18 protein-coding genes are annotated in these 25417 nt (G+C 72.8%); 13 read left to right on the top strand and 5 right to left on the bottom strand.

The features are described from left to right. Nucleotides 1–180 precede the first annotated feature (180 nt). The 3 genes from D0Y53_RS02320 to glnE all read left to right on the top strand — a co-directional run bounded on the left by D0Y53_RS02320 (nt 181) and on the right by glnE (nt 6802). Entirely contained in the window at nt 181–822 is a 642-nt protein-coding gene (locus tag D0Y53_RS02320) for a hypothetical protein (protein ID WP_117201591.1), read from the top strand. 151 nt (nt 823–973) lie between these two features. Then, the gene (locus D0Y53_RS02325) at nt 974–2605 is read left to right on the top strand and encodes a phytoene desaturase family protein (protein ID WP_117201592.1); all 1632 of its coding nucleotides are present in this window, start codon (nt 974–976) and stop codon (nt 2603–2605) included. Nucleotides 2606–3997: 1392 nt separating this feature from the next. After that, nucleotides 3998–6802 carry a bifunctional [glutamate--ammonia ligase]-adenylyl-L-tyrosine phosphorylase/[glutamate--ammonia-ligase] adenylyltransferase gene (gene glnE / locus D0Y53_RS02330; protein WP_117201593.1) on the top strand — a complete coding sequence of 935 codons (2805 nt, stop codon included), beginning with the start codon at nt 3998–4000 and terminating at the stop codon, nt 6800–6802. On the opposite strand, the gene D0Y53_RS02335 is transcribed toward glnE, so the two are convergent. Beyond that, entirely contained in the window at nt 6799–7755 is a 957-nt protein-coding gene (locus D0Y53_RS02335; RefSeq protein ID WP_233511609.1) for a mitochondrial fission ELM1 family protein, read from the bottom strand. The two genes, glnE and D0Y53_RS02335, sit on opposite strands and share 4 nt — an antisense overlap. Before the next feature lie 136 nt (nt 7756–7891). Between D0Y53_RS02335 and D0Y53_RS02340 the strand changes: the two genes are divergently transcribed. The 7 genes from D0Y53_RS02340 (at nt 7892) to D0Y53_RS02370 (ending at nt 13651) form a co-directional block, all read left to right on the top strand. Further along, nucleotides 7892–8497 carry a malonic semialdehyde reductase gene (locus tag D0Y53_RS02340; protein ID WP_117201595.1) on the top strand — a complete coding sequence of 202 codons (606 nt, stop codon included), beginning with the start codon at nt 7892–7894 and terminating at the stop codon, nt 8495–8497. Between the two features lie 105 nt (nt 8498–8602). Next, nucleotides 8603–9178 carry a YceI family protein gene (locus tag D0Y53_RS02345; RefSeq protein WP_117201596.1) on the top strand — a complete coding sequence of 192 codons (576 nt, stop codon included), beginning with the start codon at nt 8603–8605 and terminating at the stop codon, nt 9176–9178. 13 nt (nt 9179–9191) lie between these two features. Beyond that, nucleotides 9192–9902 (top strand): pirin family protein, encoded by a 711-nt coding sequence (locus D0Y53_RS02350; protein ID WP_117201597.1) that lies wholly within the window; start codon nt 9192–9194, stop codon nt 9900–9902. A gap of 121 nt (nt 9903–10023) precedes the next feature. Then, the gene (locus D0Y53_RS02355) at nt 10024–10227 is read left to right on the top strand and encodes a zinc-finger domain-containing protein (RefSeq protein ID WP_117201598.1); all 204 of its coding nucleotides are present in this window, start codon (nt 10024–10026) and stop codon (nt 10225–10227) included. 106 nt (nt 10228–10333) lie between these two features. Further along, nucleotides 10334–11452 (top strand): glycosyltransferase, encoded by a 1119-nt coding sequence (locus D0Y53_RS02360; RefSeq protein ID WP_117201794.1) that lies wholly within the window; start codon nt 10334–10336, stop codon nt 11450–11452. Then, on the top strand, nt 11427–12755 hold the full coding sequence (locus D0Y53_RS02365; protein WP_117201599.1) for an O-antigen ligase family protein: 1329 nt from the start codon (nt 11427–11429) through the stop codon (nt 12753–12755). Before D0Y53_RS02360 ends, D0Y53_RS02365 begins: the two co-directional genes overlap by 26 nt. Next, on the top strand, nt 12752–13651 hold the full coding sequence (locus tag D0Y53_RS02370) for a lysophospholipid acyltransferase family protein (protein WP_158550555.1): 900 nt from the start codon (nt 12752–12754) through the stop codon (nt 13649–13651). Before D0Y53_RS02365 ends, D0Y53_RS02370 begins: the two co-directional genes overlap by 4 nt. Before the next feature lie 922 nt (nt 13652–14573). Here the strand turns inward: D0Y53_RS02370 and lpxL are convergent. Beyond that, a complete protein-coding gene (gene lpxL, locus D0Y53_RS02375) occupies nt 14574–15515 on the bottom strand; it encodes an LpxL/LpxP family Kdo(2)-lipid IV(A) lauroyl/palmitoleoyl acyltransferase (protein WP_117201601.1) in 942 nt (313 codons plus the stop codon). Nucleotides 15516–15620: 105 nt separating this feature from the next. Here lpxL and waaA point away from each other — a divergent pair, with 105 nt between their 5' ends. Then, nucleotides 15621–16913, top strand: a complete 1293-nt coding sequence (gene waaA, locus D0Y53_RS02380; RefSeq protein WP_117201602.1) for a lipid IV(A) 3-deoxy-D-manno-octulosonic acid transferase — start codon at nt 15621–15623, stop codon at nt 16911–16913. 15 nt (nt 16914–16928) lie between these two features. Here the strand turns inward: waaA and D0Y53_RS02385 are convergent, their stop codons facing one another. From D0Y53_RS02385 to D0Y53_RS02395, 3 genes are all read right to left on the bottom strand, one after another. After that, nucleotides 16929–18365: a TolC family outer membrane protein gene (locus tag D0Y53_RS02385; protein WP_117201603.1), complete on the bottom strand. Its 1437-nt coding sequence runs from the start codon at nt 18363–18365 to the stop codon at nt 16929–16931. 61 nt (nt 18366–18426) lie between these two features. Further along, on the bottom strand, nt 18427–19092 hold the full coding sequence (locus D0Y53_RS02390; RefSeq protein ID WP_117201604.1) for a protein-L-isoaspartate O-methyltransferase family protein: 666 nt from the start codon (nt 19090–19092) through the stop codon (nt 18427–18429). A 132-nt stretch (nt 19093–19224) separates the two neighbouring features. Then, nucleotides 19225–19764, bottom strand: coding sequence for a TetR/AcrR family transcriptional regulator (locus D0Y53_RS02395; RefSeq protein WP_325048059.1), 540 nt, complete (start codon nt 19762–19764; stop codon nt 19225–19227). A 252-nt stretch (nt 19765–20016) separates the two neighbouring features. Between D0Y53_RS02395 and D0Y53_RS02400 the strand changes: the two genes are divergently transcribed. Next, nucleotides 20017–21123 (top strand): efflux RND transporter periplasmic adaptor subunit, encoded by a 1107-nt coding sequence (locus D0Y53_RS02400; protein ID WP_386724927.1) that lies wholly within the window; start codon nt 20017–20019, stop codon nt 21121–21123. A 311-nt stretch (nt 21124–21434) separates the two neighbouring features. Continuing rightward, entirely contained in the window at nt 21435–24590 is a 3156-nt protein-coding gene (locus D0Y53_RS02405; protein WP_117201607.1) for an efflux RND transporter permease subunit, read from the top strand. Nucleotides 24591–25417 lie beyond the last annotated feature (827 nt).

Raw genomic sequence — 25417 nt, forward strand, 5'->3', positions numbered from 1 at the left:
TCGCCAAGGCGCCGGCCGGCGACTCCGCCCGAAGCCGATCTCCCAGGCGCAAGCCATCGATGGCCTGAGCTCCGACTTGAAGACAGGATAGGAGGGCGCAGCACACGCAGCCCCCGCGCCCCTCGCAACCCCCGCCGACATTGGCTATGGTCCGGGTTCTTGCCAAGGGGGAGTCCTGCCATGTCGCGTTTGCCACTGTTGTCCGGCCTCGTGTTGCTGGTCCTGGCGCTGTCCGTGCCGCCATCGGCGCAGGCCGAAATGACCACCATCGATGCGCGCTGGACGGGCACGATCGAGATTGTCCGCGAGGGCACGCATGTGGTGACCGGAGCAGGCGGGCAGCAGGTGGCGATCAAGGTGCGGCAGGAAGTCCGCTACGAGCTGGACGGCGGCGAGGAGGCGGCGGTCACCAGCAGCCACCACGAGCAGATGGATACCGGGCATTCGACCGTCGTCGCGACCGGGCAGGGCACGGGCAGCGTGTACGCCGGCGCCGGGTTCGTCGACGACGGCCAGGGCGGCCGGTTCTACAAGCGCGGCTGGTACGTGGTCACCCACGGCGCGCCGCTGGCGACGCTGGTGGACATCCCGCGCGCGCTCGAACAGGTGGAGGTCGCGCCCGGCGTCTTCCTCCATACCCCGGACGACTACCGCGAGCAGGAGACGTACCCGATCACGCTGGTGGTCGCCGGTGCGACCTCGCTGCAGGCGCTGGAGGGAGAGCACAAGGCCGACGGGCTGATCCAGTCGGTGTTCCTCGGCAACATCGATGGCACCGAGACCATCACCTACCGCCTCAAGCGCAAGCCGGGCAAGGCTTAGGAAAGGCCTGCATCGTGTCGCCGTCCCCGCGCAAGCGGGGATCCGGCGACTGCGAGCCGCCGACAACGAAGCCGCCGGCTTTTCGCTTGCGCGGAAATGACGGGCGAGGCGAGTTGTCCGGACGGTTCCGGGATGCCGCTACAATCCCGGCATGCGCGACGACAACAGCGATGTCCTGATCATCGGCGGCGGCCACAACGGCCTGGTGTGCGCGGCCTACCTGGCCGGTGCCGGGCTCAAGGTGCGGGTGCTGGAGCGTCGCGGCATCGTCGGCGGCGCGGCGGTGACCGAGGAATTCCACCCCGGTTTCCGCAATTCCACCGCCAGCTATACCGTCAGCCTGCTCAACCCCAAGGTGATCGCCGACCTGCGCCTGGCGCAGCACGGGCTGCGGGTGGTGGAGCGGCCGTATTCCAACTTCCTGCCGCTGCCGGACGGGCGCAGCTTCCGTCTCGGCGGCGCGCACACCCAGAGCGAAGTCGCCAGGTGGAGCGTGCGCGACGCGCAGCGCCTGCCCGCCTACTACGCGATGCTGGAGCGGGTGGTGGCGGTGCTGCGCGAGCTGATGCCGCGCACCCCGCCCAACGTCTCCGACCGCTTCGTGCTGGCCGACTGGCTGGCTTCGGCCACGGTGGCGCGCCAGCTCAGGCACCTGGACATGCGCGGCCGCCGCGACCTGCTGGACCTGTTCACCAAGTCCGCCGGCGAACTGCTGGACGCGTACTTCGAGTCCGAGCCGCTGAAGGCGGCGCTGGGCTGGGACTCGGTGGTCGGCAACTTCGCCAGTCCGTACACGCCGGGCAGCGCCTACGTGCTGCTGCACCACGTGTTCGGCGAGGTCAACGGCAAGTCCGGGGTCTGGGGCCACGCGATCGGCGGCATGGGCGCGATCACCCAGGCGATGGCGAAGGAATGCGCCGCGCGCGGGGTGACGGTCGACACCGATGCCGCGGTCGCACAGGTGCTGGTCGCCGGCGGCAGGGCGGTGGGCGTGCGCCTGGCCGACGGCCGCGAGCTGCGCGCGAAGACGGTCGTCTCCAACCTCAACCCGAAACTGCTGTACCAGCAGCTGCTGCCGCGCGACGCGGTCGATGCCGACACCGGCGCACGCATCGACCGCTACCGCTGCGGTTCGGGCACCTTCCGCATGAACGTGGCGCTGGCGGAACTGCCGGACTTCATCGCCGCGCCCGGCACGCAGCTGCAGCCGCACCACAGCAGCGGGATCCTGATCGGGCCGTCGCTGCAGTATTTCGAGCAGGCCTACTTCGACGCCAAGTCGAAGCAGTACAACGCCGGCTGGGCGCGCGCGCCGATCGTGGAACTGGTGATCTCCTCCACCCTCGACGACACCCTGGCGCCGCCCGGGCAGCACGTCGCCAGCCTGTTCTGCCAGCAGGTGCATCCGGAGGTCGGCAACGGCGGGGTCGACGACGGCTGGGACGCGCACCGGGACACGGTCGCGCAGTTGATGATCGATACCGTCGATGCGTACGCGCCCAACTTCCGCCGCAGCGTGCTCGGCTACAAGGCGCTGTCGCCGCTGGACCTGGAACGCGAATTCGGGCTCATCGGCGGCGACATCTTCCACGGCTCGCTGGGCCTGGACCAGTTGTTCAGCGCGCGCCCGCTGCTGGGCCAGGGCAACTACCGTGGCGCCTTGCCGGGCCTGTACCTGTGCGGCTCCGGCACCCATCCGGGCGGCGGCGTCACCGGCCTGCCGGGCCGCAACGCCGCACGCGAGATCCTGCGCGACCTCAAACGTGGTCCGCGGCCCGCATAGCGCGGCTGCGCCCACGCGGGATCAGGCGCGGGTGACGGACTCGATGTAGGAAGGGAGCCTGGCGTGTGCGGCGGAACGTGCGGCCGTCACCCGCGAAAGCGGGGAGCCGGTGGTTTTCGGAGCTATCGAGCGACGACCAAGGTTCCGGGTTCCGCTTTCGCGAGGCGACCACATGAAGCCCCCAGCGGCGCTTCAAGCCTTCCTTAGTGAACCCGCCAGTTCTTTTTTGCACTGCAGCGTGCATCCGGAATAACGCTTCCTTCACGATGGCCCCGCATCCCGACGTGGGGGAGGGAGCAGGCCCGCAACCGGTTCGTCCGGGGCGGGCTTTTTATTTGCTTTTCCGGCCGACGTCGGGGGTCGGCTTCGGACGCCGTCGCCGGTCGGCGGACGCGCCCTCCTGCCGACTTCCTCTAGCCAGGTTGTCCGGACGTTTCGACCGCTGAGATCGGCTTCGACGCGAGCGCCGGCCGGTGGTGGCTGCGCCTGCTGATGACGTCGTGTCTGAAAGCTGGACGCAAAATCGGCTTCGGACTGAGTCATCACCCGACGGGCCGGGGTGCTGCAACCTCCTGACGACGTCCTGCTTTCAAATGAGGCGCAGGCCATCGATAGCCTGCACGCGGGAGATCGGCTTCGGCAGGAGTCGCCGCCCGGCGGGCTGGGGGTGCTGCGCCCTCCTGACGACCTCCTGTCTTCAAGTCGGGGCGCGGGCCATGCCTGGCCTGACTTCTAGTGATGGCCTGCTCTTGTGGGATCGAACTTCGGCAGGAGTCGCCGCCCGTCGGGATGAGGTGCTGCGTCCTTCTGACGACGTCCTGCGTAGTGGCGGCGCGGGCCATGCCTGGTCTGACTTCTAGTCATGGCCTGCTCTTGCGGGACGAGCTTCGGCGGGAGTCGCCGCCCGGCGGGCTGGGGGTGCTGCGCCCTCCTGACGACGTCCTGTCTTTAAGTCGGGGCGTGGACCCTCCATGGTCCACTCTCCGCACCCCCAGCCCGCCGGCCGGCGACTTGGCGAGATTGGAGGTCACCGCTTCTGCCGGTTTTTTCTGCAGGCGCCAACTTACTTGCCTGGAAGCCGGTGGCCCGGCCTGTGCGGGACCGTCGGCGGCATGGATGCCGCCGAGGAGCCTACAGGGACGTATTCACGGCGTGTCCCGCACAGGCCGGGCCACCGGCTTCCCCCCGCGGCAGCTTCCGCGCTTGAAGGGAGTCTTCACGGCGTGTCGCGCACAGGCTGGGCCACTGGCTTCTACGCAGGGGTTTCCGCACCTGAAAGAGCTACTCATGGCATGACCCGCAGAGGCCGGGCCATTGGCTTCCCTCGCGGAGATTCCGCGTCCGGCAGGGACGGCCCTGCGGGCGGCCGGCGGCGATGCCAGAATCGTCGCGATGAACGACCTCGATGCCGGCCTCGACGCGCTGCGCACGCGCGCCCTGCAATCGCTGCGCGCGGCCGCACTTGGGTTGTCTGCGCGGCTCGACGACGCCGCGGTCGCCGCGCAGGTGGCGCAGGTCGCGGTCGCCAGCGACTTCGCGCTCGCGACCCTCGTCCGACAGCCGGCGCTGCTCGCAGCGCTGCTGGACGACAGCAGCCGGGCACTGCCGCCGCCGCTGCTCGCTACAGACCGGCGCGAGGACTGGCCGGCGCTGCTGCGCCGCTACCGCGCGGCCGAATCCACCCGGCTGGTGTGGCGCGACGTGCTCGGCCTGGACGCGGTCGATGCCACGCTCGCCGGCGCTACCGCGCTGGCCGAAACCTGCCTGCGGATCGCGCTGGAAGCGCTGGAGGCGGACTTCGCCACGCGCCACGGCGTGCTGCGCAACGCCGACGGCGGCGCGCAGCGGCTGGTGGTGTTCGCGCTGGGCAAGCTCGGCGGCGGCGAGCTCAACTTTTCCTCCGACATCGACCTGGTGTACGGCTACGAGGACGACGGCGAGAGCGACGGGCCGCGTCCGCTGGCTGCCGAACCGTACTGCACGCGCCTGGGCCAACAGCTGGCGAAACTGCTCGACGAGGCCACCGCGGACGGCTTCTGCCATCGCGTCGACCTGCGCCTGCGCCCGTTCGGCAATGCCGGCCGGGTGGCGTGGTCGTTCGCGGCGATGGAGCAGTACTTCCAGCGCGAGGGTCGCGACTGGGAGCGCTACGCCTGGCAGAAGGCGCGACCGGTGGCCGGCGACCTCGCCGCCGGCGAGCGGTTCCTGCGCACGCTGCGGCCGTTCGTGTATCGCCGCTACCTCGATTACGGCGCGCTCGACGGCCTGCGCGAGATGAAGGCGGCGATCGCCGCCGAGGTCGCGCGCAAGGACCTGGCCGACGACATCAAGCGCGGGCCCGGCGGGATCCGCGAGATCGAGTTCCTGGTGCAGGCGCTGCAGCTGATCCGCGGCGGCCGCGAACCGGCGCTGCGCGAGCGGCGGCTGCTGCCGGCGCTGCAGGCGCTGGTGCGCGCCGGACACGTGGCGGCGCCGGCCGGCGCGGCGCTGGCCGAGGCCTACCGGTTCCTGCGGCATCTGGAAAACCGGCTGCAGATGCTGCGCGACGCCCAGGTCCACGCCCTGCCGCAGGACCCGCGCGAGCGCGCGCGGCTGGCCGCGGCGCTCGGTCACGTCGACTGGCCGGCGCTGCGCGCGGCGCTGGAGGTGCGGCGCAGCGTGGTGGCGACCGAGTTCGCCGCGCTGCTGGCGCCGCGCCGCCGCCGCGGCGACGCGCCCCCCGCGCTCGCCGCCTATTGGCGCGCCCTGCCCGAGGCCGGCGACGCGCAGGTGCTGGCCGCGGCCGGTTTCGACGACCCCGACACGGCCGACGGCGCGCTGCGCGACCTGGCCCGGGCGCCGGCACTGCGCGCGCTGTCGGATGCCGCGCGCGCGCGCCTGGACCGGGTGCTGCCGGCGCTGCTGGCCAGTGCCGCCGCCTCGCGCCAGCCCGACGCCGCGCTGCGCCGGTTGCTGCCGTTGCTGCACAACATCCTGCGTCGCGCCAGCTACCTGGCGCTGCTGGACGAGCAGCCGGCGGCGCTGCAGCGCCTGGTCGACGTGCTCGCGCGCAGCGCGCTGCTGGGCGAGCGCCTGGCCGCGCATCCGCTGCTGCTGGACGAGTTGCTGGACGTGCGCGTCGGCGGGCCGCTGCCGCAGCGCGCGGAGTCCCTGGCCGCGTGCACGGCGGCGCTGGCGCAGGAGGACACCGAAGCCGCGCTGCTCGCGCTCAACGAGACCCGCCAGGCGCTGAGCTTCCGGATCGCGCTGGCGACCCTGGACGCGCGCCAGGGCGCGCAGGACAGCGTGCGCCAGCTGGCCTGGCTGGCCGACGCCGTGGTCGCGGTGGTGCTGCAGCTGGCGCAGCGCGAGATGCGGGCTGCGCACGGCGCGCTCGCCGGCGTGGACTTCGCGGTGCTCGGCTACGGCAGCCTCGGCGGCGAGGAGCTCGGCTTCGGCTCGGACCTGGACCTGGTGTTCCTGTACGCGCTGCCGGAAGGCGCGGCGGCGGATGCGCTGCAGTCCGACGGCGCGCGTCCGCTGGACGCGGCGCGCTGGTGCGCGCGGCTGGCGCAGAAGATCGTCGCCCTGCTGGGCACCGGGACCGCGGCCGGGCGCCTGTACGAGGTCGACGTGCGCCTGCGCCCGGACGGCGCCAAGGGCTTGCTGGTGTCGCCGCTGGCCGGCTACGCCGACTACCAGCGCCAGCGTGCCTGGACCTGGGAGCACCAGGCGCTGGTGCGCGCGCGCGCGGTCGCCGGCGATGCCGCGCTGTGCGCGCGCTTCGAGGCGGTGCGCGCCGCGGTGCTGGCGCAGCCGCGCGAGGAAGCGGCCCTGCGCGCGGACGTGGCGTCGATGCGCCGACGCATGCGCGCCGAGCTGGATCGCAGCGACGCGGCGCGCTTCGACCTCAAGCAGGGCGAAGGCGGCCTGGTGGACCTGGAGTTCCTGCTGCAATACCTGCTGCTGGGTAGCGCGCATGCGCACCCGCCGCTGCTGGCGCCGCGCGCCACGCCCGGCTTGCTGGAGGCGCTGTGCGCCGCCGGGGTGGTGCCGCAGGCCGGGTGCACAGCGCTGCGCCAGGCGCACGCGACCCTGCTCGACGCCGGCCTGCACTGCACCCTGGACCGGCGTCCGCGGCTGCTGCCGGAAAGCGCGGCGATCGCCGCCGCGCGCGCCGCGATCCGCGCCGCCTGGCAGGCGGCCGGCCTGGCCTAGGCCAGCCGCAGGCGCTGCCGCACTTCGGCGGCGACGCGCGCGGTCTCGCGCAGCGGCTCCACCGCAAACGGCGCCAGCGTCGCGTCCAGCGCGCGGATGCGGCCGCGCGCCAGCAGCGCGTCGAGGAACGCGCGCACCCGGCCGCCGGCGCGCTGCGGCTCGGACACAAACACCGGCATCGCGGTGGCGCAGGCTTCGGAAATCATGTTGACCGAGTCGGGCGAACACACGATGCGGTCGGCCCAGCCCAGCAATCCGGGATAGGGATTGGCGCCGTCCTCCGGCCCCAGCCAGCGCAGCCCGGGCGCCTGCGCGTAACGCCGGCGCAGCAGCTCGCGCAGCGGCGCCGGCGTGCGCCGCGAGGCGGTCAGCAGCAGGCTGCCGCCGGTGCGCGCCAGCGCCGCATCCAGCGGCGCCAGCAACGCCTCCAGGCGCGCCCGGTCGAAGCGCACGTGCCGGCTCGGGCCGCCCAGCAGCACCGCGGTGCGCGGCTGCGGCAGTTGTGCGAGGGCGGGGAACGCGGCGCGCGCGTGCGCCAGCCACAGGTCGTCGACCGGATGCAGGCTGCCCAGCAGCGCGATCACGTTGTCGCCGCGCAGGCGGTCGTGCTGCGGCGCCAGCACCAGGTCCCAGTGCGCGGGCGCCAGGCGCGGGTCGAGGATCTGCACGACACGGGCGCCACGCGCATGCAACAGGCGGGTCGCCAGCGCCGCCTGGCGGCCGCAGCCGAGCGCCAGCGCCGGCGGCCGCGCCAGCGCCGCGGCGAACGCCGGCCCGAACGCGGCATCGGCGCCGGGCAGGCGGCGCGGTGCCAGCCAGCGCCAGGGCGCACGCGGCTGCAGGGTCCAGTCCTGCGCTGCGTCCAGGCCCAGCGCCCGGGCCAGCGCCTGCACCTGGCGCAGGTTGCCGGCATGGCCGTCGCTGAGGGTCCAGGCGGCGGCGGTCGCGGCCACGGGGGTTGCAGTGCGCGCGAATCGTTCCATGGGTGCGATCAATTCGTTGCGGTGGCACTGGGTGTTGCCGGATGCGGGACACTCTACACTGCACGGTCTCGCCGCAACCCGCCGGCCCCCGACACCAGGATTGTCCATGCCCGATTCGTTGCCCCCGCCCGCGCTGGACCGCGCCGTGCTCGACCGCCTGTTCCTGCAGGCACGGACCTACAACGCTTTCACCGGCGAGGTCGACGACGCCCTGCTGCGGCGGCTGTACGACCTGCTCAAGTTCGGCCCGACCCAATCCAACAGCTGCCCGGCGCGGTTCGTGTTCGTGAAGTCGGCTGCGGCCAAGGCCAAGCTGGGCCCGGCGCTGGACCAGGGCAACTACGCCAAGACCATGGCCGCGCCGTGCACGGTGATCGTGGCCTACGACATGGCCTTCTACGACAAGCTGCCGGTACTGATCCCGCACACCGATGGCCGCGGCTGGTTCGCCGATGCGCCGGAGGCGTCGCTGTATCGCGCGGCGCTGCGCAGCAGCAGCCTGCAGGGCGCCTACCTGATCCTGGCCGCGCGCGCGCTGGGCCTGGATTGCGGGCCGATGTCCGGCTTCGACACCGCCAAGGTGGATGCGGCGTTCTTCGCCGGCACCGCGATCCGCTCCAACTTCCTGGTCAATCTCGGTCGCGGCGAGGCGTCCAGCGTGCATCCGCGCGCGCCGCGGCTGGGGTTCGACGAGGCCTGCCGCATCGAATAGGCCCTGCGGCCGGCATCCGGCCGCCTCCCCGTCGGCTGCCGTCCATCGCGCCCACCACCCGCCCTACGCCCGCCCCTGCCTTCCATACCTCCCTCGGAGACACCCATGTTCAAGCGCATCCTCCTCGCCACCGCCCTCGCCGTCGCCGCCTTCGGCGCCAGCGCCAGCGGCGTGGCCTACCAGATCGATCCCAGCCACACCGTGGTGCTGGCGACCTGGAACCATTTCGGCTACTCCAACCCCAGCGCCAACTTCGGCGGCGCCAGCGGCACCATCGTCTACGACGCGCAAGCCCCGGAACGCTCCTCGGTGGAAGTGGTGCTGCCGCTGGCGGCCATCGACAGCTTCGTGCCCAAGCTCGACGAGCACCTCAAGAGCCCGGACTTCTTCGACGCGGCGCGCTACCCGACCGCCACCTTCAAGAGCACCGCGGTCAAGGCGCTGGGCGGCAACCGCCTGCAGGTCAGCGGCAACCTCGAGCTGCACGGCGTGACCCGGCCGGTGGTGCTGGACGTGGTGCTCAACCAGGCCGCGCCGCACGCGATGACCAAGAAGCCGGCGATCGGCTTCGACGCCACCGCGACCATCCAGCGTTCGCAGTTCGGCATCGACAAGTACGTGCCCGCGGTCAGCGACGAGATCGCGCTGCGGATCACCACCGAAGCGCACGCGGTCGAGTGATCCGGGGGCCGCGATGATCCTGCAACGCCCGGCGGCCGCGCGCGGCATCGCGCGCACGGACTGGCTCGAGAGCCGGCACACGTTCTCCTTCGGCCATTACCACGACCCGCAGTGGATGGGCTTCGGCCCGCTGCGGGTGATCAACGAGGACCGGGTGGCTCCGGGCGGCGGTTTCGCCCCGCACCACCACGCCAACATGGAAATCCTCAGCTACGTGCTGGCGGGCGCGCTTGCGCATCGCGACAGCGGTGGCGGCGGTGGCGTGCTGCGGCCGGGCGAGGTGCAATGGATGTCGGCGGGCCACGGCATCGACCACAGCGAGTTCAACGAGTCGCAGGACGCGCCGGTGCATTTCCTGCAGATCTGGATCCAGCCCGACCGGGTCAACGCGCCGCCGGCCTACGCCCAGCGCGGCTTCGACCCGGCCGCGCGGCGCGGGCGCTGGGCGACGCTGGCTTCGCCCGATGGCGCCGGGGACAGCCTGGCGATCCGCCAGCAGGCCTGGCTGCGCGGCAGCGTGCTGGACGCGGGGCAGACGCTAGCGCTGGAGCTGGACCCGGCGCGGCGTTACTGGCTGCACGTGGCGCAGGGCGAACTCCTGGCCGACGGCCGGCCGCTGGCCGCGGGCGACGCCCTGGGCATCGTCGGCGAGGGCGGCCACTGGACGCTCGCCGGCGGCGACGCCGGCCGCGCCGACGTGCTGTTGTTCGACCTGCCGCAGTAGCCGCATCCGGTCCGCGTCGGGTCCGAAGTCGCGGCCGGCGCCGCGGCGCCGAACCGCGCGGCCCGGCAGGCGCGGACGCGGCTGCTAAAATCCCGGCACCGCCCCGCCGACGTCCACCGCCATGGTCCAGACCGTTTCGCCCACCTTCGTGCCCCCCAACGCACAGCAGCGTTACGAGGTCCACCGCGCCGACCTGCCGCTGAGCTGCCCGCTGCCGTCGATGTCGTTGTGGAACTCGCATCCGCGCGTGTACCTGGCGATCGAAGCCGAGGGCGGCGAGAGCCATTGCATGTACTGCGGCGCCCATTACGTGCTGGTCGACTGACGGCGTTGTCGTTGCGGGTCGCGCGCGGAACCTGCCGTTGGCCGGGCGTCTGCCGGACGGCGGCACCGTCGCCGCGCCTGCCGGGTCGCCACCGCGGGCCGCGCGCATGCGCCGCCTGACCGTCGTGCAGCTGCTGCCGGCGCTGGAATCCGGTGGCGTGGAGCGTTCGACCCTGGAAATCGCCGCCGCGCTGGTCGCCGCCGGTCACCGCGCGCTGGTGGTGTCCGCCGGCGGCCGCCTGCTGCCGGCGCTGCTGGCCACCGGCGCCGAGCACGTCGCCCTGGACCTGGGGCGCAAGTCGCCGCTGACCTTGCGCCACGTCGGCGCGCTGCGGCAGCTGCTGCTGCGCGAGCGGGTGGACATCGTGCATGCGCGCTCGCGGCTGCCGGCGTGGATCGCGCGGCTGGCGCTGCGCCGCCTGCCCGCGGCCGCGCGCCCGCGCTTCGTCACCACCGTGCACGGGCTCAATTCGCCTTCGCGCTACAGCGCGGTGATGGCCTCGGGCGAACGCGTGATCTGCGTCTCACGCACGGTGCGCGACTACGTCCTGCACCACTATCCGGACACCGATCCGGGCCGGCTGCGGATCGTCGAGCGCGGCGTCGACCCGGCGCAGTTCCCGCGCGCGCCGCAGCCCGATCCGGCCGCGCGCGCCTGGGCCGCGGCGCTGCACCCGGCGCTGGGCGGCGACGGCCCGCTGCTGCTGCTGCCCGGCCGCGGGACCCGGCTCAAGGGCCACGCCGATGCCCTGCAGCTGCTCGCCGGCCTGCGCGCGATCGGCCTGGATGCGCGGCTGTGGTTGCCCGGCGCGCGCGATCCGGCGCGCGCGGCCTATGTCGCCGAACTGCAGGCCCTGGCCGTGCGCCTGCGCATCGCCGAAGCCGTGGCGATCACGCCGCCGACCGCCGCCATCGCCCGCGCCTATGCCGCCAGCGACCTGGTGCTGCAGCTCTCGCGCAAGCCCGAAGCCTTCGGCCGCACCGTGCTCGAAGCGCTCGCGGTCGGGCGCCCGTTGCTGGGCTGGGACCACGGCGGCGTCGGCGAACTGCTGCACGCATGGCAACCGCGCGGCGCGGTCGCGCCGTTCGACCTGGCGGCGCTGCAGCGCAGCGCGCATGCGTTGCTGGCGCAGCCGCCGGCGCCTGCGGTTAGGATGCCCGACACGTTGCATGCGATGCAGGAGGCGACGCTGGCGGTCTATGGCGAACTTGTCCGCAATCCCTGACACGCCGGCGGCGGCCGGATGGCGCTGGGCGCCGGCCTGGGTGCTGGCGTTCGTGGCGTTGTGGCCGGCGCCGGGCTACGCCGAGGCGGTGATGGTGCTGGGCGCGCTGGCGGCGATCGCGCGCCTGCTGCTGCTGCGCTTCCGCGGCGGCATGCGGCTGCTCAGCGGCCCGGCGTGGGCGCTGACCAGCGTGCTGTTCTGTTCCTACTGGCTGCCGGAACTACTGTCGGCCTTCGACGCGGTCGATCGCGCGCGCGCGTTGCGCGAGGCCGCGGTGGACCTGCGCTACCTGCCGTTCCTGTGGCTGGTCGCGGCCGCGGTCGCCGACGCGCGCGGCCGGCGCATCACCTTCGGCGGCCTCGGCGCGATCGTCGCGCTGTGGACCGTGGACGCGCTGGCGCAGGCGCTGACCGGCACCAGCCCGCTGTTCTGGGGCATCGACGGGATCAAGCAGGCGCTCAGCGGCCACCCGATGTGCGCGGTCGGCGAGGCCGCGCGCGTGGATCGGCTCAGCGGCGTGCTGGGGCCGTGCAACCTCAAGCTCGGGATCGTGCTGGCGAGCCTGTCGCCGTTCGCGCTGTACGCCGCGGCCCGGCGTTTCGGCAGCGTCGGCTGGCTGCTCGCGGCGGCGGCGGTGGGCGTGGTGGTGTTGCTGGCCGGTGCGCGCGCGGCGTGGCTGACCTACGGCCTGGTGCTGCTGCTCTCGGGCTGGCGCGTGCTCGGATGGAAGCGGTTGCTCGGGGTGTTCGTGTTCGGCGCGCTGGCGCTGGGCCTGCTGGCAGCGACGGTGCCGCAGTTGCGCGAGCGGCTGGCGCGCACCGCGTATGCGCTCAGCGCCGACCAGGACGGCGTGGACCTGGCGCTGTCCGGGCGCACCCGGATCTGGGGCGCGGCGCTGTGCATGGCGCGCGCGCATCCGCTCAACGGAGTCGGCGCGCGCGGCTTCCGCGACGCTTTCCCGGCCTGCGATCCGGTGCCGACGCAGCCCGCGGCCTGGGGCACCGGTCCGGCGCTGCATGCGCACCAGATCGTGCTCGAGATCCTCAGCGAGACCGGCGTGCTCGGCCTGCTGTGCTGGCTGGCGGGCGTGGCGCTGGCGTGGCGCGCCTGGCGCTACGCCGATGCGCCGGCGCGCGCGCGGGCGCGGCCGGCGCTGCTGGCGCTGGGGGTCACGGTGTTTCCGCTCAACACCCACCTGGCGTTTTATTCGACGTTCTGGGGCGGGCTGACCCTGCTGCTGGCGGCCCTGTACGCCGGCAGCCTGCTGGCGCGCGACAGCGATCCCGGCGCCGCCGCATCGTGACGGCCGCGCCGTCGCCGCGCTGCCGCCTGCTGACGCCGGCCAACTGGCTGGCGGCGCGGGTCGCCCGGCTGCCGCAGCCGTGGCTGTTGCGGCTGGGGGCCGTGTCGACCTGGCTGCTGGCGCCGCTGCTCGGGCGCCGCCGCCGTTACGCGCGGCGCAACCTCGCCCTGTGCTTTCCGGAACTGGATGCGCACGCGCAGCGGCGGCTGCTGCGCGCGACCCTGCGGGCGACCGTTACCGGCGTGCTGGAATCGCTGCGCGCCTGGTTCGCGCCGGCGGCGGCGCTGCGCGGCCTGGTCGCGGTCGAGGGCCTGGAGCACCTGGCCGCGGCGCGCGCGGACGGTCGCGGCGTGCTGCTGCTGACCGGCCACATGCCGCATCTGGAGCTGGGCGGGCGGCTGCTGTCCGAGACGCTGGGCGCGCCGATCGACATCGTCGTGCGCCACAACAACCGCGCCTGCCTGGAGCGTTTCATCGACGCCGCGCGTCGCCGCGCATTTGCCGCCACGATCGGCAAGAAGGATGTGCGCGGGCTGCTGCGGGCGTTGTCGCAGGGCCGTCTGGTGGCCTACGCCGGCGACCAGGACTTCAGTTACCAGCATGCTTTCGTGCCGTTCTTCGGCGTGCCGGCCGCGACCCTGGCCGCGATCCCGCAGCTGGCCGCACGCGGCAACGCCAGCGTGCTGCCGTACTGGTGCCAGCGCGAGGCCGACGGCCGTTACCGGTTGCGGATCGGGCCGCCGTGGCGCGGCTGGCCCAGCGGCGACGCGGCCGCCGATGCGGCGCGCTACATGGCCGAACTCGAGCGCGTGGTGCGGCGCCATCCCGAGCAGTATCTCTGGGTGCACCGGCGCTTCAAGACCCGGCCACCGGGCCAGCCCGACCTGTACGCCTGAGCGCATAGCGACGAGGTGCCACGAGCCCCGGCCACTGTTTTCCCTTCATGAAATGGTTGATTGCCGCGGACGCGTTTGGACAGATGCGTGTGCGGCAGTTTCATGCAGGAGCATCGCGATGCAGATCGGCTTCGTGCGGGGCGGCGTGCGTCGGGGCGCCCTGGCCCGCCGCTCATGCGAGTCGTCCACGACTCAAATCGCGGGTGCGGGCCGTCCCTGGCCCGCTCGGGCCAGGGCGCCCCGGCGCACGCCGCCAGGCATCCGTGTTTCCGGTCTTCGGGTGAAAAAGCAGGGCGACGAGACAGAGCGGGTGGACTATCGCAGCGAGCGGGTGGGTCACGTCGCGCGAAAGCAGGGGCGAGGCCGCCTCGCCCCGCCTCGCCCCACCCCTCCGCTCGAGAAAATTGTCGGGAAGGTTTCGTGTGGGGCGACGCACGCCGCCAGGTATCACCGTGTTTCTGGTCTTGGGCTGACAGGAGCAGGGCGACGACGACCACGCGGGTGACTGTTGCAACAAACCGCACACAACGTCGCCCACGCAGGCCAGGAGCGAGGGCGCGGTCTCCCGGCCGGGGGTTTCAGCGCCATGGATGGCGCTGAAAAGCCTACAGGGACGTATTCACGGCGTCCCCCGGTCGGGAGACCACGGCCTCGCCCCGACCACGTCCGTCCGAAAAAATAGTCGGGCATGATGAGCGCCGTCCCGGATGGTCTACGCGGACGCATTCACGGCGTCCCCGGGCGGAAGGCCGCGGCCTCGCCCCGGCCACGTCCGTTCGAGAATCGTCGGGCATTGCGAGCGCACGCCCAAGATTGCGTGCACGGGCGGATTCACGGGGTCCTCCGGATGGAGGAGCAGATCTCCGAGCCCGGTCGTTGTGCCCCCGCCCACACGGGATGCCGGCAGCTGTGCAGAGCGTCCTCAACGATACGGATCGGTGCCGTCGGGCTGGCGCTTGAAGCGCCGGTGGATCCACAGGTACTGCGCCGGCGCCGCGCGCGCCATGGCCTCGATCGCCGCCATCACCCGCGCGGTGTCGGCGCCGGCGTCGGCACTGGGGAAGTCGGCCAGGGCCGGCGACAACCGCAACGTGTAGCCGCCATCGGCGCGGCGCTCGTGCGCGAACGCCAGCACCGCCGCGCCCGACAGCCGCGCCAGCTGATGGGTCGAGGTCAGGCTCCAGGCCGGCAGCCCGAAGAACGGCACGAACACGCTGTCGCCGCGGCGCGTGTCCTGGTCGGGCGCGAACCACAGCAGGCCGCCGTCCTTCAGGTGCCGGATCGCCGGGCGCAGTTCCTCGCGCCCGAACATCGCCGTCGCATAGCGCAGGCGCCCGCGCTTGACCGCCCATTCCAGCGCCGCGCCCGCGTGCGGCCGGTACATGCCGGCCAGCGGCACGCCGTGCTCGCACAGCAGCCGGCCGCAGATTTCCAGGGTAGTGAAGTGCCCGGAGATCACGATCACGCCGCGACCGCCGGCGCGCGCCGCGGCCAGGTGGTCCAGGCCTTCGATCGCGACCCGGCCGCGCAAGGCCGCGGTCGAGCCCCACCAGGCGCGCGCGAACTCGAACACGCCGATGCCCAGCGCGGAAAAATGCGCGTGCAGCAGCGCCGTGCGCGCGGCCGCGTCCAGCGCCGGGAAGCACAGCGCCAGGTTGCGCGCGGCGACCCGCCGGCGCGAGCCCAGCGCCAGTCGCAGCAGCACGCCGAGCGCACGCCCCAGCGCGCGCTGCAGCGGCCACGGCAGCCGCGCCAGCAGCGCCATCGCGCCGATGCCCAGCCACGCCGGCCAGTGGCGGGGTGCCAGTGGCGGCGCTCCGGCCGAGGTGGGCGTCGGCGCTGTCGGCGCGGAGGGGACGGACATGCGCGGATTCTACCGGGCGCCGCGGCGACTGCCGGCGCCGCCGCGGCCTCACGCCGCAGGGTGCCGCAGAGCGATGCCGGCCCTGCGTTCGCTATCCTGTCGCCCATGCAGGCCGATCCCGTCGAACGAGCGCTGCGCGGCCTGTACGTGGCCGCGCTGTACCTGCTGGTGCCGATCACCGTCTACCACCTGATCTGGCGCGGCTTCCGCCAGCGCGAGTACTTCCAGCGCTGGCACGAGCGCTATGCGGTGTATGCCGACGCGCCGCAGGCGGCGACGCTGTGGGTGCACGCGGTTTCGGTGGGCGAGGTCAACGCCGCCGCGCCGCTGGTCAACGCGTTGCGGGCGCGCTACCCGTACCTGCGCCTGCTGGTCACCAGCATCACCCCGACCGGCTCGGCGCGGGTGCGCGCGCTGTGGGGCGACAAGGTCGAACACGTCTACCTGCCCTACGACCTGCCCGGCGCGGTGGCGCGCTTCCTGCGCCATTACCGGCCGCAGCTGGCGCTGGTGCTGGAGACCGAGCTGTGGCCGAACCTGCTGTTCGGCTGCCGCGACCATGGCGTGCCGGTCTACATCGTCAACGCGCGCCTGTCCGAGCGCTCCCTGCGCGGCTACCGGGTGCTGCGGCCGCTGCTGCGGCGGGCCCTGCGCAGCGTGCGCGCGGTGCTGGCGCAGTCGGGCGGGGACGCGGCGCGCTTCGTGCGCCTGGGTGCGGCGGCGGAAACGACGCGGGTGTCGGGCAACCTCAAGTACGACGTCGCGGTCGGCAGCGGCTGGCCGGCGTTCGCGGCGGCGTTCGCCGAACGCATCGGCGCGCGTGCGGCGTGGATCGCCGCCAGCACCCACGCCGAGGAGGAGGCCGCGGTGATCGCGATCCACCGCCGGCTGCGCGCACGCTGGCCGGATTTGCTGCTGCTGTGGGCGCCGCGGCATCCGGAGCGCTTCAAGGCGGTGGCGCAGCAGGCGGTCGAGGCCGGCTGGCGGGTCGCCACGCGGCAGCTGACGCAGTGGCCGGACCGCGACGACGCGGTGTTCGTGATCGATACCCTGGGCGAGCTGATGCCGTTCTACGGCTGCGCCCGGGTCGCCTTCGTCGGCGGCAGCCTGCAGCCGGTCGGCGGCCACAACCTGCTGGAGCCGGCGGCGGTCGGCACCGCGGTGGTGAGCGGTCCGCACCTGCACAATTTCGCCGACATCGCCGCGCGGATGCGGGCGGCGGGCGCGCTGCGGGTGGGCGCGGATGCGGAACAGGTCGGGACGGAGATCGCCGCGCTGCTGGCCGACGCCGCCGCGCGCGACGCCATGGTCGACGCCGCGCACGCACTGGTCGACCAGGGTCGCGGCGCGCTGCGGCGCACGCTGGAGGCGATCGCGCCGGATCTGCCGCCCGCCTGAGCCGGCGGCGGCCGGTTACTGCGCCCGGTCGCCCGGTGCCAGCTGCGCGTCGGCGTTGGCGGTGAGCAGGCGGTTGACGTCCTGCACGTCGTCGATGTCGAGGGTACCGGCGGCCTGCTCCAGCAGCAGCCGGCTCTGCAGGAAGTTGTAGCGCGCCTGGGCGTAGGCGAGTTGCGCCTGGAACAGGGTCTGCTGGTTGTTGAGCACGTCGAGTACGGTGCGGGTGCCCACTTCCAGGCCGACCTGCGAGGCGTCGTAGGCGCTTTGCGCCGACACCAGCGCCAGGCGCCGCGCCTCGACCTCGCTGATCCCGGCGACCAGGGTCTGGTAGGCGTTGCGGGTGGCGCGTTCCAGCCCGCGCTTTTGCTGCTCCAGCTCGTCGCTGGCGACATCGCGCTGGGCCAGCGCCTGGCGCACCCGCGACTGGGTGGCGCCGCCGGCGAAGAGCGGCACGCTCAAGGTGACGCCGAACGCCGGTCCGCGGCTCTCGCCGCCGGTGGGGAAGGTCGCGGAGAACGGCGGATTGGTGCTGGTGAAGGTGCTGTCGCCCCAGGAGACGTTCTTGCCGTAGCTGCCGTTGAAGTACAGCGTCGGCAGGTGCCCGGCGCGCGCGGTGGTCACGTCGGCTTCGCTGGCCTGCACCTGCAGCTGCTTGGCCTTGAGCGCGGGGTTGTTGTCGATCGCCGCCGCCACCCAGGCGTCGGCGTCGCGCTCGCTGGGCAGCGTCGGCTGGAAATCGGCCGGCAGGCCCTTGAGGTTGCGCACCGGCTGGCCGGTGATCTCCACCAGCGCCTGGTAGGCGTCCTCGAGCACGTTGCGCACGATGATGGTGTTGGCGCGGGCGCTGTCGTACTGCGCGCGCGCCTCGTGCACGTCGGTGATCGGCGCCAGGCCGACCTCCAGGCGCTTGCTGGCGAAGTCGAACTGCTTCTTCAGCGCGGTTTCCTGGGTTTCGGCGGCGGCCAGGCTCTCGATCGCGACCAGCACGTTGAAGTAGGCCTGCGAGGTGCGGGTGATCAGCGAGTCGCCGGCAGACTCGACCTGGAAGTCGGCGGCGCGACTGATCGCGTTCTGGCTCTTCACCCGCGAGAACGCGCCGAAGTCGAACAGCACCTGGTTCAGGTTGAGGCCGAGGTTGCGGTTGTGGCTGGTGCTTTCCGATTCGCCGTTGATGCGCACGAAATCGTTGCTGACCGGGTCGAACTGGTTGGTCGTCGATGGCCCGGTGCTTTTGGAGCGGCGATAGCTGGCGCTGCCGTCCAGCTGCGGCAGCAGCGCCGCGCGCGCCTGCACCGCGCCTTCCTTGGTCGCCAGACGGCCGGATTCGGCCGCGGCCAGTTGCGGATCGCCGGCGCGAGCCAGCTCGTAGGTCTGCAGCAGGTCCTCGGCGTGCGCGCCGGCGGCCGGCAGCAGGGCGAGGGCGAGGGCCAGGACGAGGGGGCGACGGATCATGCGGGGTCCTTCGGTGCGGGGTGCGCGCCGCGGGCGATGCCGCGCCGCGCGGGGAGGGAGGTCACCACTGGAACTGCGGCGCCGGGGCGGCGCCGACCAGATAGGGGATCTGGGTTTCGAACAACGGCTGGACGTGCGGCTCGTTGACCGCATCGCCGCTGCGCAGCAGCACCGCCTCCATCGCCGGGGCGCGGCCGCGCACCGCGAACAGGCGCCCGCCCGGGCGCAGCCACTGCACGAACTGCGCGGGGATCGTATCGACCGCGCCGGTGACGCAGATCGCATCGAAGCGGCGCGCGGTGTCGTAGCGCAGCGCGTCGGCGACCTCGATGCGGATGTTGCCGTCCAGGCCCTGCGCGACCAGGCACGCATGCGCGGCTTCGGCCAGGTCGGCGTGCAGCTCCAGACTGACGACCTCGCGCACCAGCCGGCCCAGGCACGCGGCGAAATAGCCGCTGCCGGTGCCGATCTCCAGCACCTCGTCGCTGGGCGCCAGCGCCAGCGCCTGCAGCACGCGGCCCTCGACCACCGGCTTGAACATCACCTCGCCGTGGCCGATCGGCAGCGGCAGGTCAGCGTAGGCCAGGGCGCGGTAGGCCGCCGGCACGAACGCCTCGCGCGGCAGCGTCGACAGCGTCTCCAGCACCCGCGGGTCGAGCACGTCCCACGGCCGCACCTGCTGCTCGACCATGGTTTCGCGGGCCTGGGCGTAGTCGATCGTGGTCATGGACATGCTCTTGGGGACGGAAGGGGCGGGCGGACGCGGACGTCGCGCCGCGATTTTACCCGGGACTGCACGTGGGCAGGATCGCCGCGCCGCGGCGGCGGCACTGAGTGCCGGAAGTCACCGCGACTGTCGTCACCGCCCGCGCCCCGCCGTGCCGGGGGTAGCGTAGGCGCGCAGGAACAGGTCCACCGCCGCCGCCAGGTGGCGCTCGATGTCCCGGGGGCTGCGCGTCGCGCCGCAGCCGAAGATCAGCTGCGCATGCGGCTCGCCCTTGAGCAGGCTGCAGAACTGCGCCGCGGCACAGGGGATGTCGTCGATCTGCAGTTCGCCGCGCGCCGCGCGCCGCCGCAGCAGCCCGGCGAACGCTTCCTGCACCCGCTGCGGGCCGGCTTCCCAGAACAGCTGCGGCAGCGGCGAATCCGCCATCCGCGGCGAGCACAGGATGCGGTGCCCGGCGATCGCCTCGGGGGCGCTGATCATGGCGAAGAAGGCGCGCGCGACCTGCAGCAGGCGCTCGCGCAGCGGCAGTTCCGGCTGCGTGCGGAACAGCGAGTCGGGCAGTTCCTGTTCGCAATACGAGCGCACCACCGCGGCGAACAGCGTTTCCTTGTCGCCGAAGTGGCTGTAGACGGTGAGCTTGGAGACGCCGGCCTCGGCCGCGATCTGGTCCATGCTGGCGCCGTCGAACCCTTGCGCGGTGAACAGCCGTCGGGCGGCGTCCAGGATTGCGGTTCCCTTCTCCGCGTCCTTGGGGCGCCCGGGGGCGGCGGCCCCGGCGCGGGGGCGGCTGGGGGCGGATTGAGCTGCCATGAATCAATACTAGACTAAGCAGTTTGATATTTATACCCTACCCGCCGGTTCATTAATTTGCCGGCCGGCTCGGGAGTGCGGATGAGGATCGCAGGCAAACACCGCGGCCCCGGGATGGGCCTGCTGCTGCTGGCCACGCTGCTGCTGGCCGCGTGCAGCCGGCCCGCGCCGCCGCAGCCGCCGCTGCCGCCCGTGCTGGTGGTGCATCCGGAGCCCGGCGCCGGAGCTGAGGTGGCGGCCTTTGCCGGCGAGGTGCGGGCGCGCGAGGAAAGCGCGCTGGCGTTCCGGGTCGGCGGCCAGCTGCTGCGGCGCTACGTGGAGGTCGGCGATGCGGTCCGCCGCGGCGAGCTGCTGGCCGAACTCGACCCCGGCGACCTGCGCCTGCAGGTGCAGGCGGCGCAGGCGCAGCAGGCGGCCGCGGACGCCGAGCTGGCGCGCGCCGGTGCCGAGCGCGCGCGCTTTGCCCGGCTGGCGCGCGAGCAACTGGTCAGCCGCTCGGCACTGGACGCGCAGCAAGCCGCCTACGCCGCTGCCGCCGGGCAGGCGAAAGCCGCGCGCGCCAGTCTCGAAGTCGCCCGCAACCAGGCCGCCTATACCCAGTTGCGGGCACCGCGCGATGGCGCCATCGCCACGCGCCAGGCCGAAGCCGGGCAGGTGGTCGCCGCCGGGCAGCCGGTGTTCACCCTGGCCGGCGCCGCCGGGCGCGAGGTCGCGATCGCCCTGCCCGAGGTCGGCATCCGCGAGTTCCGCGTCGGTCAGCCGGCGCAGGTGGAACTGTGGAATGCGCCGGCGCAGCGCCTGCGCGGCACGCTGCGCGAGATCGCCCCCGCGGCCGATCCGCAGACCCGCACCTACGCCGCGCGCGTGGCCCTGGACGACGCCGCGGCCGCGGCGGTCGAGCTGGGCCAGAGCGCGCGCGTCTACCTGGCCGGCGGCGATGGCGCGCAGGCGGCGCTGTCGGTGCCGCTGGCCGCAGTCCAGCGCGGGCCCGGCGGCACGACCGCGGTCTGGGTGGTCGATCCGGCCAGCCACCGGCTGCGGCTGGCGCCGGTGCAACTGGGCGCGTTCGGCGAGGACCGGGTGCCGGTACTGCGCGGCCTGCACGGTAGCGACTGGATCGTCGCCGCCGGCGGCCATCTGCTGCGCGAAGGCCAGCTGGTGGCACCGGTGGACCGCGCCAACCGGCCCATAAAACAGAACCCGCCGAAGCCGGCGCACTGAATATGCCGGCACTCCTCCGCAGCGACACCCGCCTGGCACCCAAGCCCTTCCCCCGCCTGCGGGGGAAGGGAACGGGATGGGGGCCACGGTCGCGGCGCAAATCGGTAGCGCAGCGCGCACTGACCGTGCCCGCAGCTCTCCGCAGCGACGCCCGCCCGGCACCCCAGCCCTTCCCCCGCCTGCGGGGGAAGGGAACGGGATGGGGGCCACGGTCGCGGCGCAAATCGGCAGCGCAGCGCGCGCCGTCCTCGTTCGCATCCGTCCGCAGCGACTCGCCCGCTGTCCGCACCCCGCAACGCCAGGACTGACCCGTGCGCGACTTCAACCTCTCCGCCTGGGCCCTGCGCAACCGCGCGCTGGTGTTGTACGCGATGCTGGTGCTGGCGCTGGTCGGCGCCTGGTCGTACCGGCACCTGGGGCAGTCCGAGGACCCGCCGTTCACCTTCAAGGCGATGGTGGTGCGCACGCTGTGGCCGGGCGCGACCGCGCAGCAGGTCGCCGAGCAGGTCACCGAGCGCATCGAGAAGCAGCTGATGACCACCGGCCAGTACGAGTTCATCCGCTCGTACTCGCGCTCCGGTGAGTCGCAGGTGATCTTCATGGCGCGCGATGCGCTGCGCTCGAAGGACGTGCCGGAGCTGTGGTACCAGGTGCGCAAGAAGATCGGCGACATCCGCCCGACCTTGCCCGAGGGCGTGGTCGGCCCGTTCTTCAACGACGAGTTCGGCACCACCTTCGGCAACATCTACGCGCTCACCGGGCCGGGCTTCGACTACGCGGTGCTCAAGGACTACGCCGAGCGCGTGGAGCTGGAGCTGCAGCGGGTGCCGGACGTGGGCAAGATCGAGCTCATCGGCCTGCAGGACGAGAAGGTCTGGATCGAGGTCGACAACGCCAAGCTGGCCACCCTCGGGATCCCGCTGGCGGCGGTACAGCAGGCGCTGCAGCAGCAGAACGCGGTGGTGCCGGCCGGCTTCTTCGAGGGTCGCGACGAGCGCGTGCAGCTGCGGGTGGACGGCGCTTTTGCCTCGGTCGCGGCGATCCGCGATTTCCCCATCCGCGCCGGCGACCGCACCCTGCGCCTGGGCGACATCGCGACGGTGGCGCGCGGCTTCAGCGATCCGGCCGCGCCGAAGATGCGCTTCATGGGCCAGGACGCGATCGGCATCGCCGTGGCGATGCAGGACGGCGGCGACATCCTGCGCCTGGGCGCCACCCTGGACAGCGAATTCGCGCGCCTGCAGCGGACGCTGCCGGCGGGCATGCAGCTGCGCAAGGTCAGCGACCAGCCCGAGGCGGTGCGCGAGTCGGTCGGCGAGTTCATGCGCGTGCTCGCCGAGGCGGTGGCGATCGTGCTGCTGGTGAGTTTCTTCTCGCTGGGCCTGCGCACCGGGCTGGTGGTCGCGGTCAGCATCCCGCTGGTGCTGGCGATGACCTTCGCGGCCATGCACTACTTCGGCATCGGCCTGCACAAGATCTCGCTCGGCGCGCTGGTGCTGGCGCTGGGCCTGCTGGTGGACGACGCGATCATCGCGGTGGAGATGATGGCGATCAAGATGGAGCAGGGGTTCTCGCGGCTGAAGGCGGCGAGCTTCGCCTGGGAGTCGACCGCGTTCCCGATGCTGACCGGCACCCTGGTGACCGCGGCCGGGTTCCTGCCGATCGCGACCGCGGCCTCCAGTGTCGGCGAGTACACCCGCTCGCTGTTCCAGGTGGTGACCATCGCGCTGCTGGTGTCGTGGATCGCCGCGGTGCTGTTCATCCCGTATCTGGGCGACCGCATGCTGCCGGACTTCGGCGCCGCGCGCGCACCGCGGCCGGGCTCGCTGGCGGCGCGCTGGCGCGCCCGGCGCGAGGCGCTGGCCGACCGCTGGCCGCAGTACGCCTTCGTTCTGGCGCCGGCGGCGCACGACGCCGGCGACCACGACCCGTACCAGCGCCCGTTCTACCGTCGCTTCCGCGCGCTGGTCGACGGGTGCCTGGCGCACCGCTGGCTGGTGATCGGTGCCACCGCGGCGGCGTTCGTGCTGTCGCTGTTGTTGTTCCGGTTCGTGCCGCAGCAGTTCTTCCCCGAATCGACCCGGCCGGAGCTGATGGTCGACATGGAGCTGGCCGAGGGCGCGTCGCTGCGCGCCACCGCCGCGCAGGCGCAGCGGCTGGAGGCGATGCTGCGGGACCGCGCGGGCGTCGACAACTTCGTCGCCTACGTCGGTACCGGCTCGCCGCGCTTCTACCTGCCGCTGGACCAGCAGCTGCCGGCGACCAACTTCGCCCAGTTCGTGGTCCGCGCCGACGACATCCACGCGCGCGAGCGGCTGCGCGCCTGGCTCACGGACGAGGTCGCGCCGCAGTTCCCCGAGCTGCAGCTGCGGGTGACCGGGCTGGAAAACGGCCCGCCGGTGGGGTATCCGATCCAGTTCCGCGTGTCCGGCGAGCATGTCGACCGAGTGCGCGCGCTGGCGCGTCAGGTGGCCGAGCAGGTGCGTGCCAATCCGCACGTGGCCAACGTCAACCTGGACTGGGACGAACCGAGCAAGGTGGTGCGGCTGCGGATCGACCAGGCGCGGGCGCGGGCGCTGGGCGTGAGTTCCGAGCACCTGGCGCAGTTCCTTGCCGGCTCGCTGTCGGGACTGCACGTGAGCACCTATCGCGAAGGCAACGAGCTGATCGAGGTGCGGCTGCGCGGCAGCGCGCGCGAGCGAACCCACCTGGACATGCTCGCCAGCCTTGCGGTGCCCACCGCCAGCGGGCAGTCGGTGCCGCTGGCGCAGGTGGCCACGCTCCGCGACGGCTTCGAGGACGGCATCCTCTGGCACCGCGATCGGCTGCCGACGGTGACCGTGCGCGCCGACGTCCGCGGCGCGCTGCAGCCGGCCACCGTGGTCGCGCAGATCCTGCCCACGCTCGAGGGCATCCGTGCGCAATTGCCGGAAGGCTACCTGCTGCGCACCGGCGGCACGGTCGAGGATTCGGCGCGCGGGCAGAACTCCATCGCCGCCGGCTTGCCGCTGTTCCTGTTCGTGGTGGTGACCTTGCTGATGCTGCAGCTGCGCAGTCTCTCGCGCAGCGCAATGGTGCTGCTGACCGCGCCGCTGGGACTGATCGGGGTGACCTTGTTCCTGCTGGTGTTCCGGGTGCCGTTCGGGTTCGTGGCGATGCTCGGCACGATCGCGCTGGCGGGCATGATCATGCGCAACGCGGTGATCCTGGTGGACCAGATCGAGCAGGACATCGCCGCCGGCCACGATCGCTGGACCGCGGTGGTGGAGGCGACGGTGCGCCGCTTCCGCCCGATCGTGCTGACCGCGCTGGCCGCGATCCTGGCGATGATCCCGCTCTCGCGCAGCGCCTTCTTCGGGCCGATGGCGGTGGCGATCATGGGCGGGCTGACGGTGGCCACCGCGCTTACGCTGCTGTTCCTGCCGGCGCTGTACGCGGCCTGGTTCCGCGTCCGCCGTCCGACCTGACACGCCGCCGCCCGTCGGTCCGGGATAGCCGCCCCCTCCTGACAATGTCGCGGCTTTGAGAAGGGCCGGAAGTGCTGTCGTCATCCCCGCGAAAGCGGGGATCCAGTGTCCTTGAGCCGATTGGGCAGAGGTTCTCGGCTTCGGCAGGAGTCGCCGCCCGGCGGGCTGGGGGGGGCTGCGCCATCCTGACGACCTCCTGTCATTGAAGTTGGGCACAGCTCATCTTTGGCCTGATCTCGAGTCAGGCCAGGCTTCGGGAGATCGGCTTCGGACGGAGTCGCCGCCCAGCGGGCTGGGGGTGCTGCGCCCTCCTGACGACCTCCTGTCTTTAAGTCGGGTCGTGGACCCTCCCTGGTCCACTCTCCGCACCCCCAGCCCGCCGGGCGGCGACTTGGCGAGATTGGCGTCCATCGCTTCGGGCGGCTTTTTTCTGCAGGTGCCCACTCACTTGCCCGGAAGCCGGTGGCCCGGCCTGTGCGGGACCGTCGGCGGCATGGATGCCGCCGAGGAGCCTACAGGGATGTATTCACGGCGTGTCCCGCACAGGGCGGGCCACCGGCTTCCCCCGCAAAGGTTTCCGCACGCATTCACCGTGTGCCCCTCATAAGTCGGACCACTGGCCCTGCAGAGGCTTCCGCCTTTGAAGAATTCATTCACGGCGGGCCCCCCCAGGCTGGGCCGCCGGCTTCTCCGCAGGGGTTTCCGCGCTTGGGAGAAAAACCTGAGACTTTCCACGGGCGGGGATTGACGCGGAAATCATCGCGGCCGGCGCCGCTCCCATGGGCCGGGGATCGGGATAGACTCCGCTGGCGACGGCCGGCGCGCCC

This window comes from Cognatiluteimonas weifangensis (assembly GCF_003416885.1).
In the GTDB taxonomy this organism is placed as follows: Bacteria; Pseudomonadota; Gammaproteobacteria; order Xanthomonadales; family Xanthomonadaceae; genus Cognatiluteimonas; species Cognatiluteimonas weifangensis.

Coding starts and splice junctions, on each gene's coding strand:
- D0Y53_RS02320 (WP_117201591.1), top strand. CDS start 181: ATGTCGCGTTTGCCACTGTTGTCCGGCCTCGTGTTGCTGGTCCTGGCG.
- D0Y53_RS02325 (WP_117201592.1), top strand. CDS start 974: ATGCGCGACGACAACAGCGATGTCCTGATCATCGGCGGCGGCCACAAC.
- glnE (WP_117201593.1), top strand. CDS start 3,998: ATGAACGACCTCGATGCCGGCCTCGACGCGCTGCGCACGCGCGCCCTG.
- D0Y53_RS02340 (WP_117201595.1), top strand. CDS start 7,892: ATGCCCGATTCGTTGCCCCCGCCCGCGCTGGACCGCGCCGTGCTCGAC.
- D0Y53_RS02345 (WP_117201596.1), top strand. CDS start 8,603: ATGTTCAAGCGCATCCTCCTCGCCACCGCCCTCGCCGTCGCCGCCTTC.
- D0Y53_RS02350 (WP_117201597.1), top strand. CDS start 9,192: ATGATCCTGCAACGCCCGGCGGCCGCGCGCGGCATCGCGCGCACGGAC.
- D0Y53_RS02355 (WP_117201598.1), top strand. CDS start 10,024: ATGGTCCAGACCGTTTCGCCCACCTTCGTGCCCCCCAACGCACAGCAG.
- D0Y53_RS02360 (WP_117201794.1), top strand. CDS start 10,334: ATGCGCCGCCTGACCGTCGTGCAGCTGCTGCCGGCGCTGGAATCCGGT.
- D0Y53_RS02365 (WP_117201599.1), top strand. CDS start 11,427: ATGGCGAACTTGTCCGCAATCCCTGACACGCCGGCGGCGGCCGGATGG.
- lpxL (WP_117201601.1), bottom strand. CDS start 15,515: ATGTCCGTCCCCTCCGCGCCGACAGCGCCGACGCCCACCTCGGCCGGA.
- waaA (WP_117201602.1), top strand. CDS start 15,621: ATGCAGGCCGATCCCGTCGAACGAGCGCTGCGCGGCCTGTACGTGGCC.
- D0Y53_RS02385 (WP_117201603.1), bottom strand. CDS start 18,365: ATGATCCGTCGCCCCCTCGTCCTGGCCCTCGCCCTCGCCCTGCTGCCG.
- D0Y53_RS02390 (WP_117201604.1), bottom strand. CDS start 19,092: ATGACCACGATCGACTACGCCCAGGCCCGCGAAACCATGGTCGAGCAG.
- D0Y53_RS02395 (WP_325048059.1), bottom strand. CDS start 19,764: ATGGACCAGATCGCGGCCGAGGCCGGCGTCTCCAAGCTCACCGTCTAC.
- D0Y53_RS02400 (WP_386724927.1), top strand. CDS start 20,017: ATGGGCCTGCTGCTGCTGGCCACGCTGCTGCTGGCCGCGTGCAGCCGG.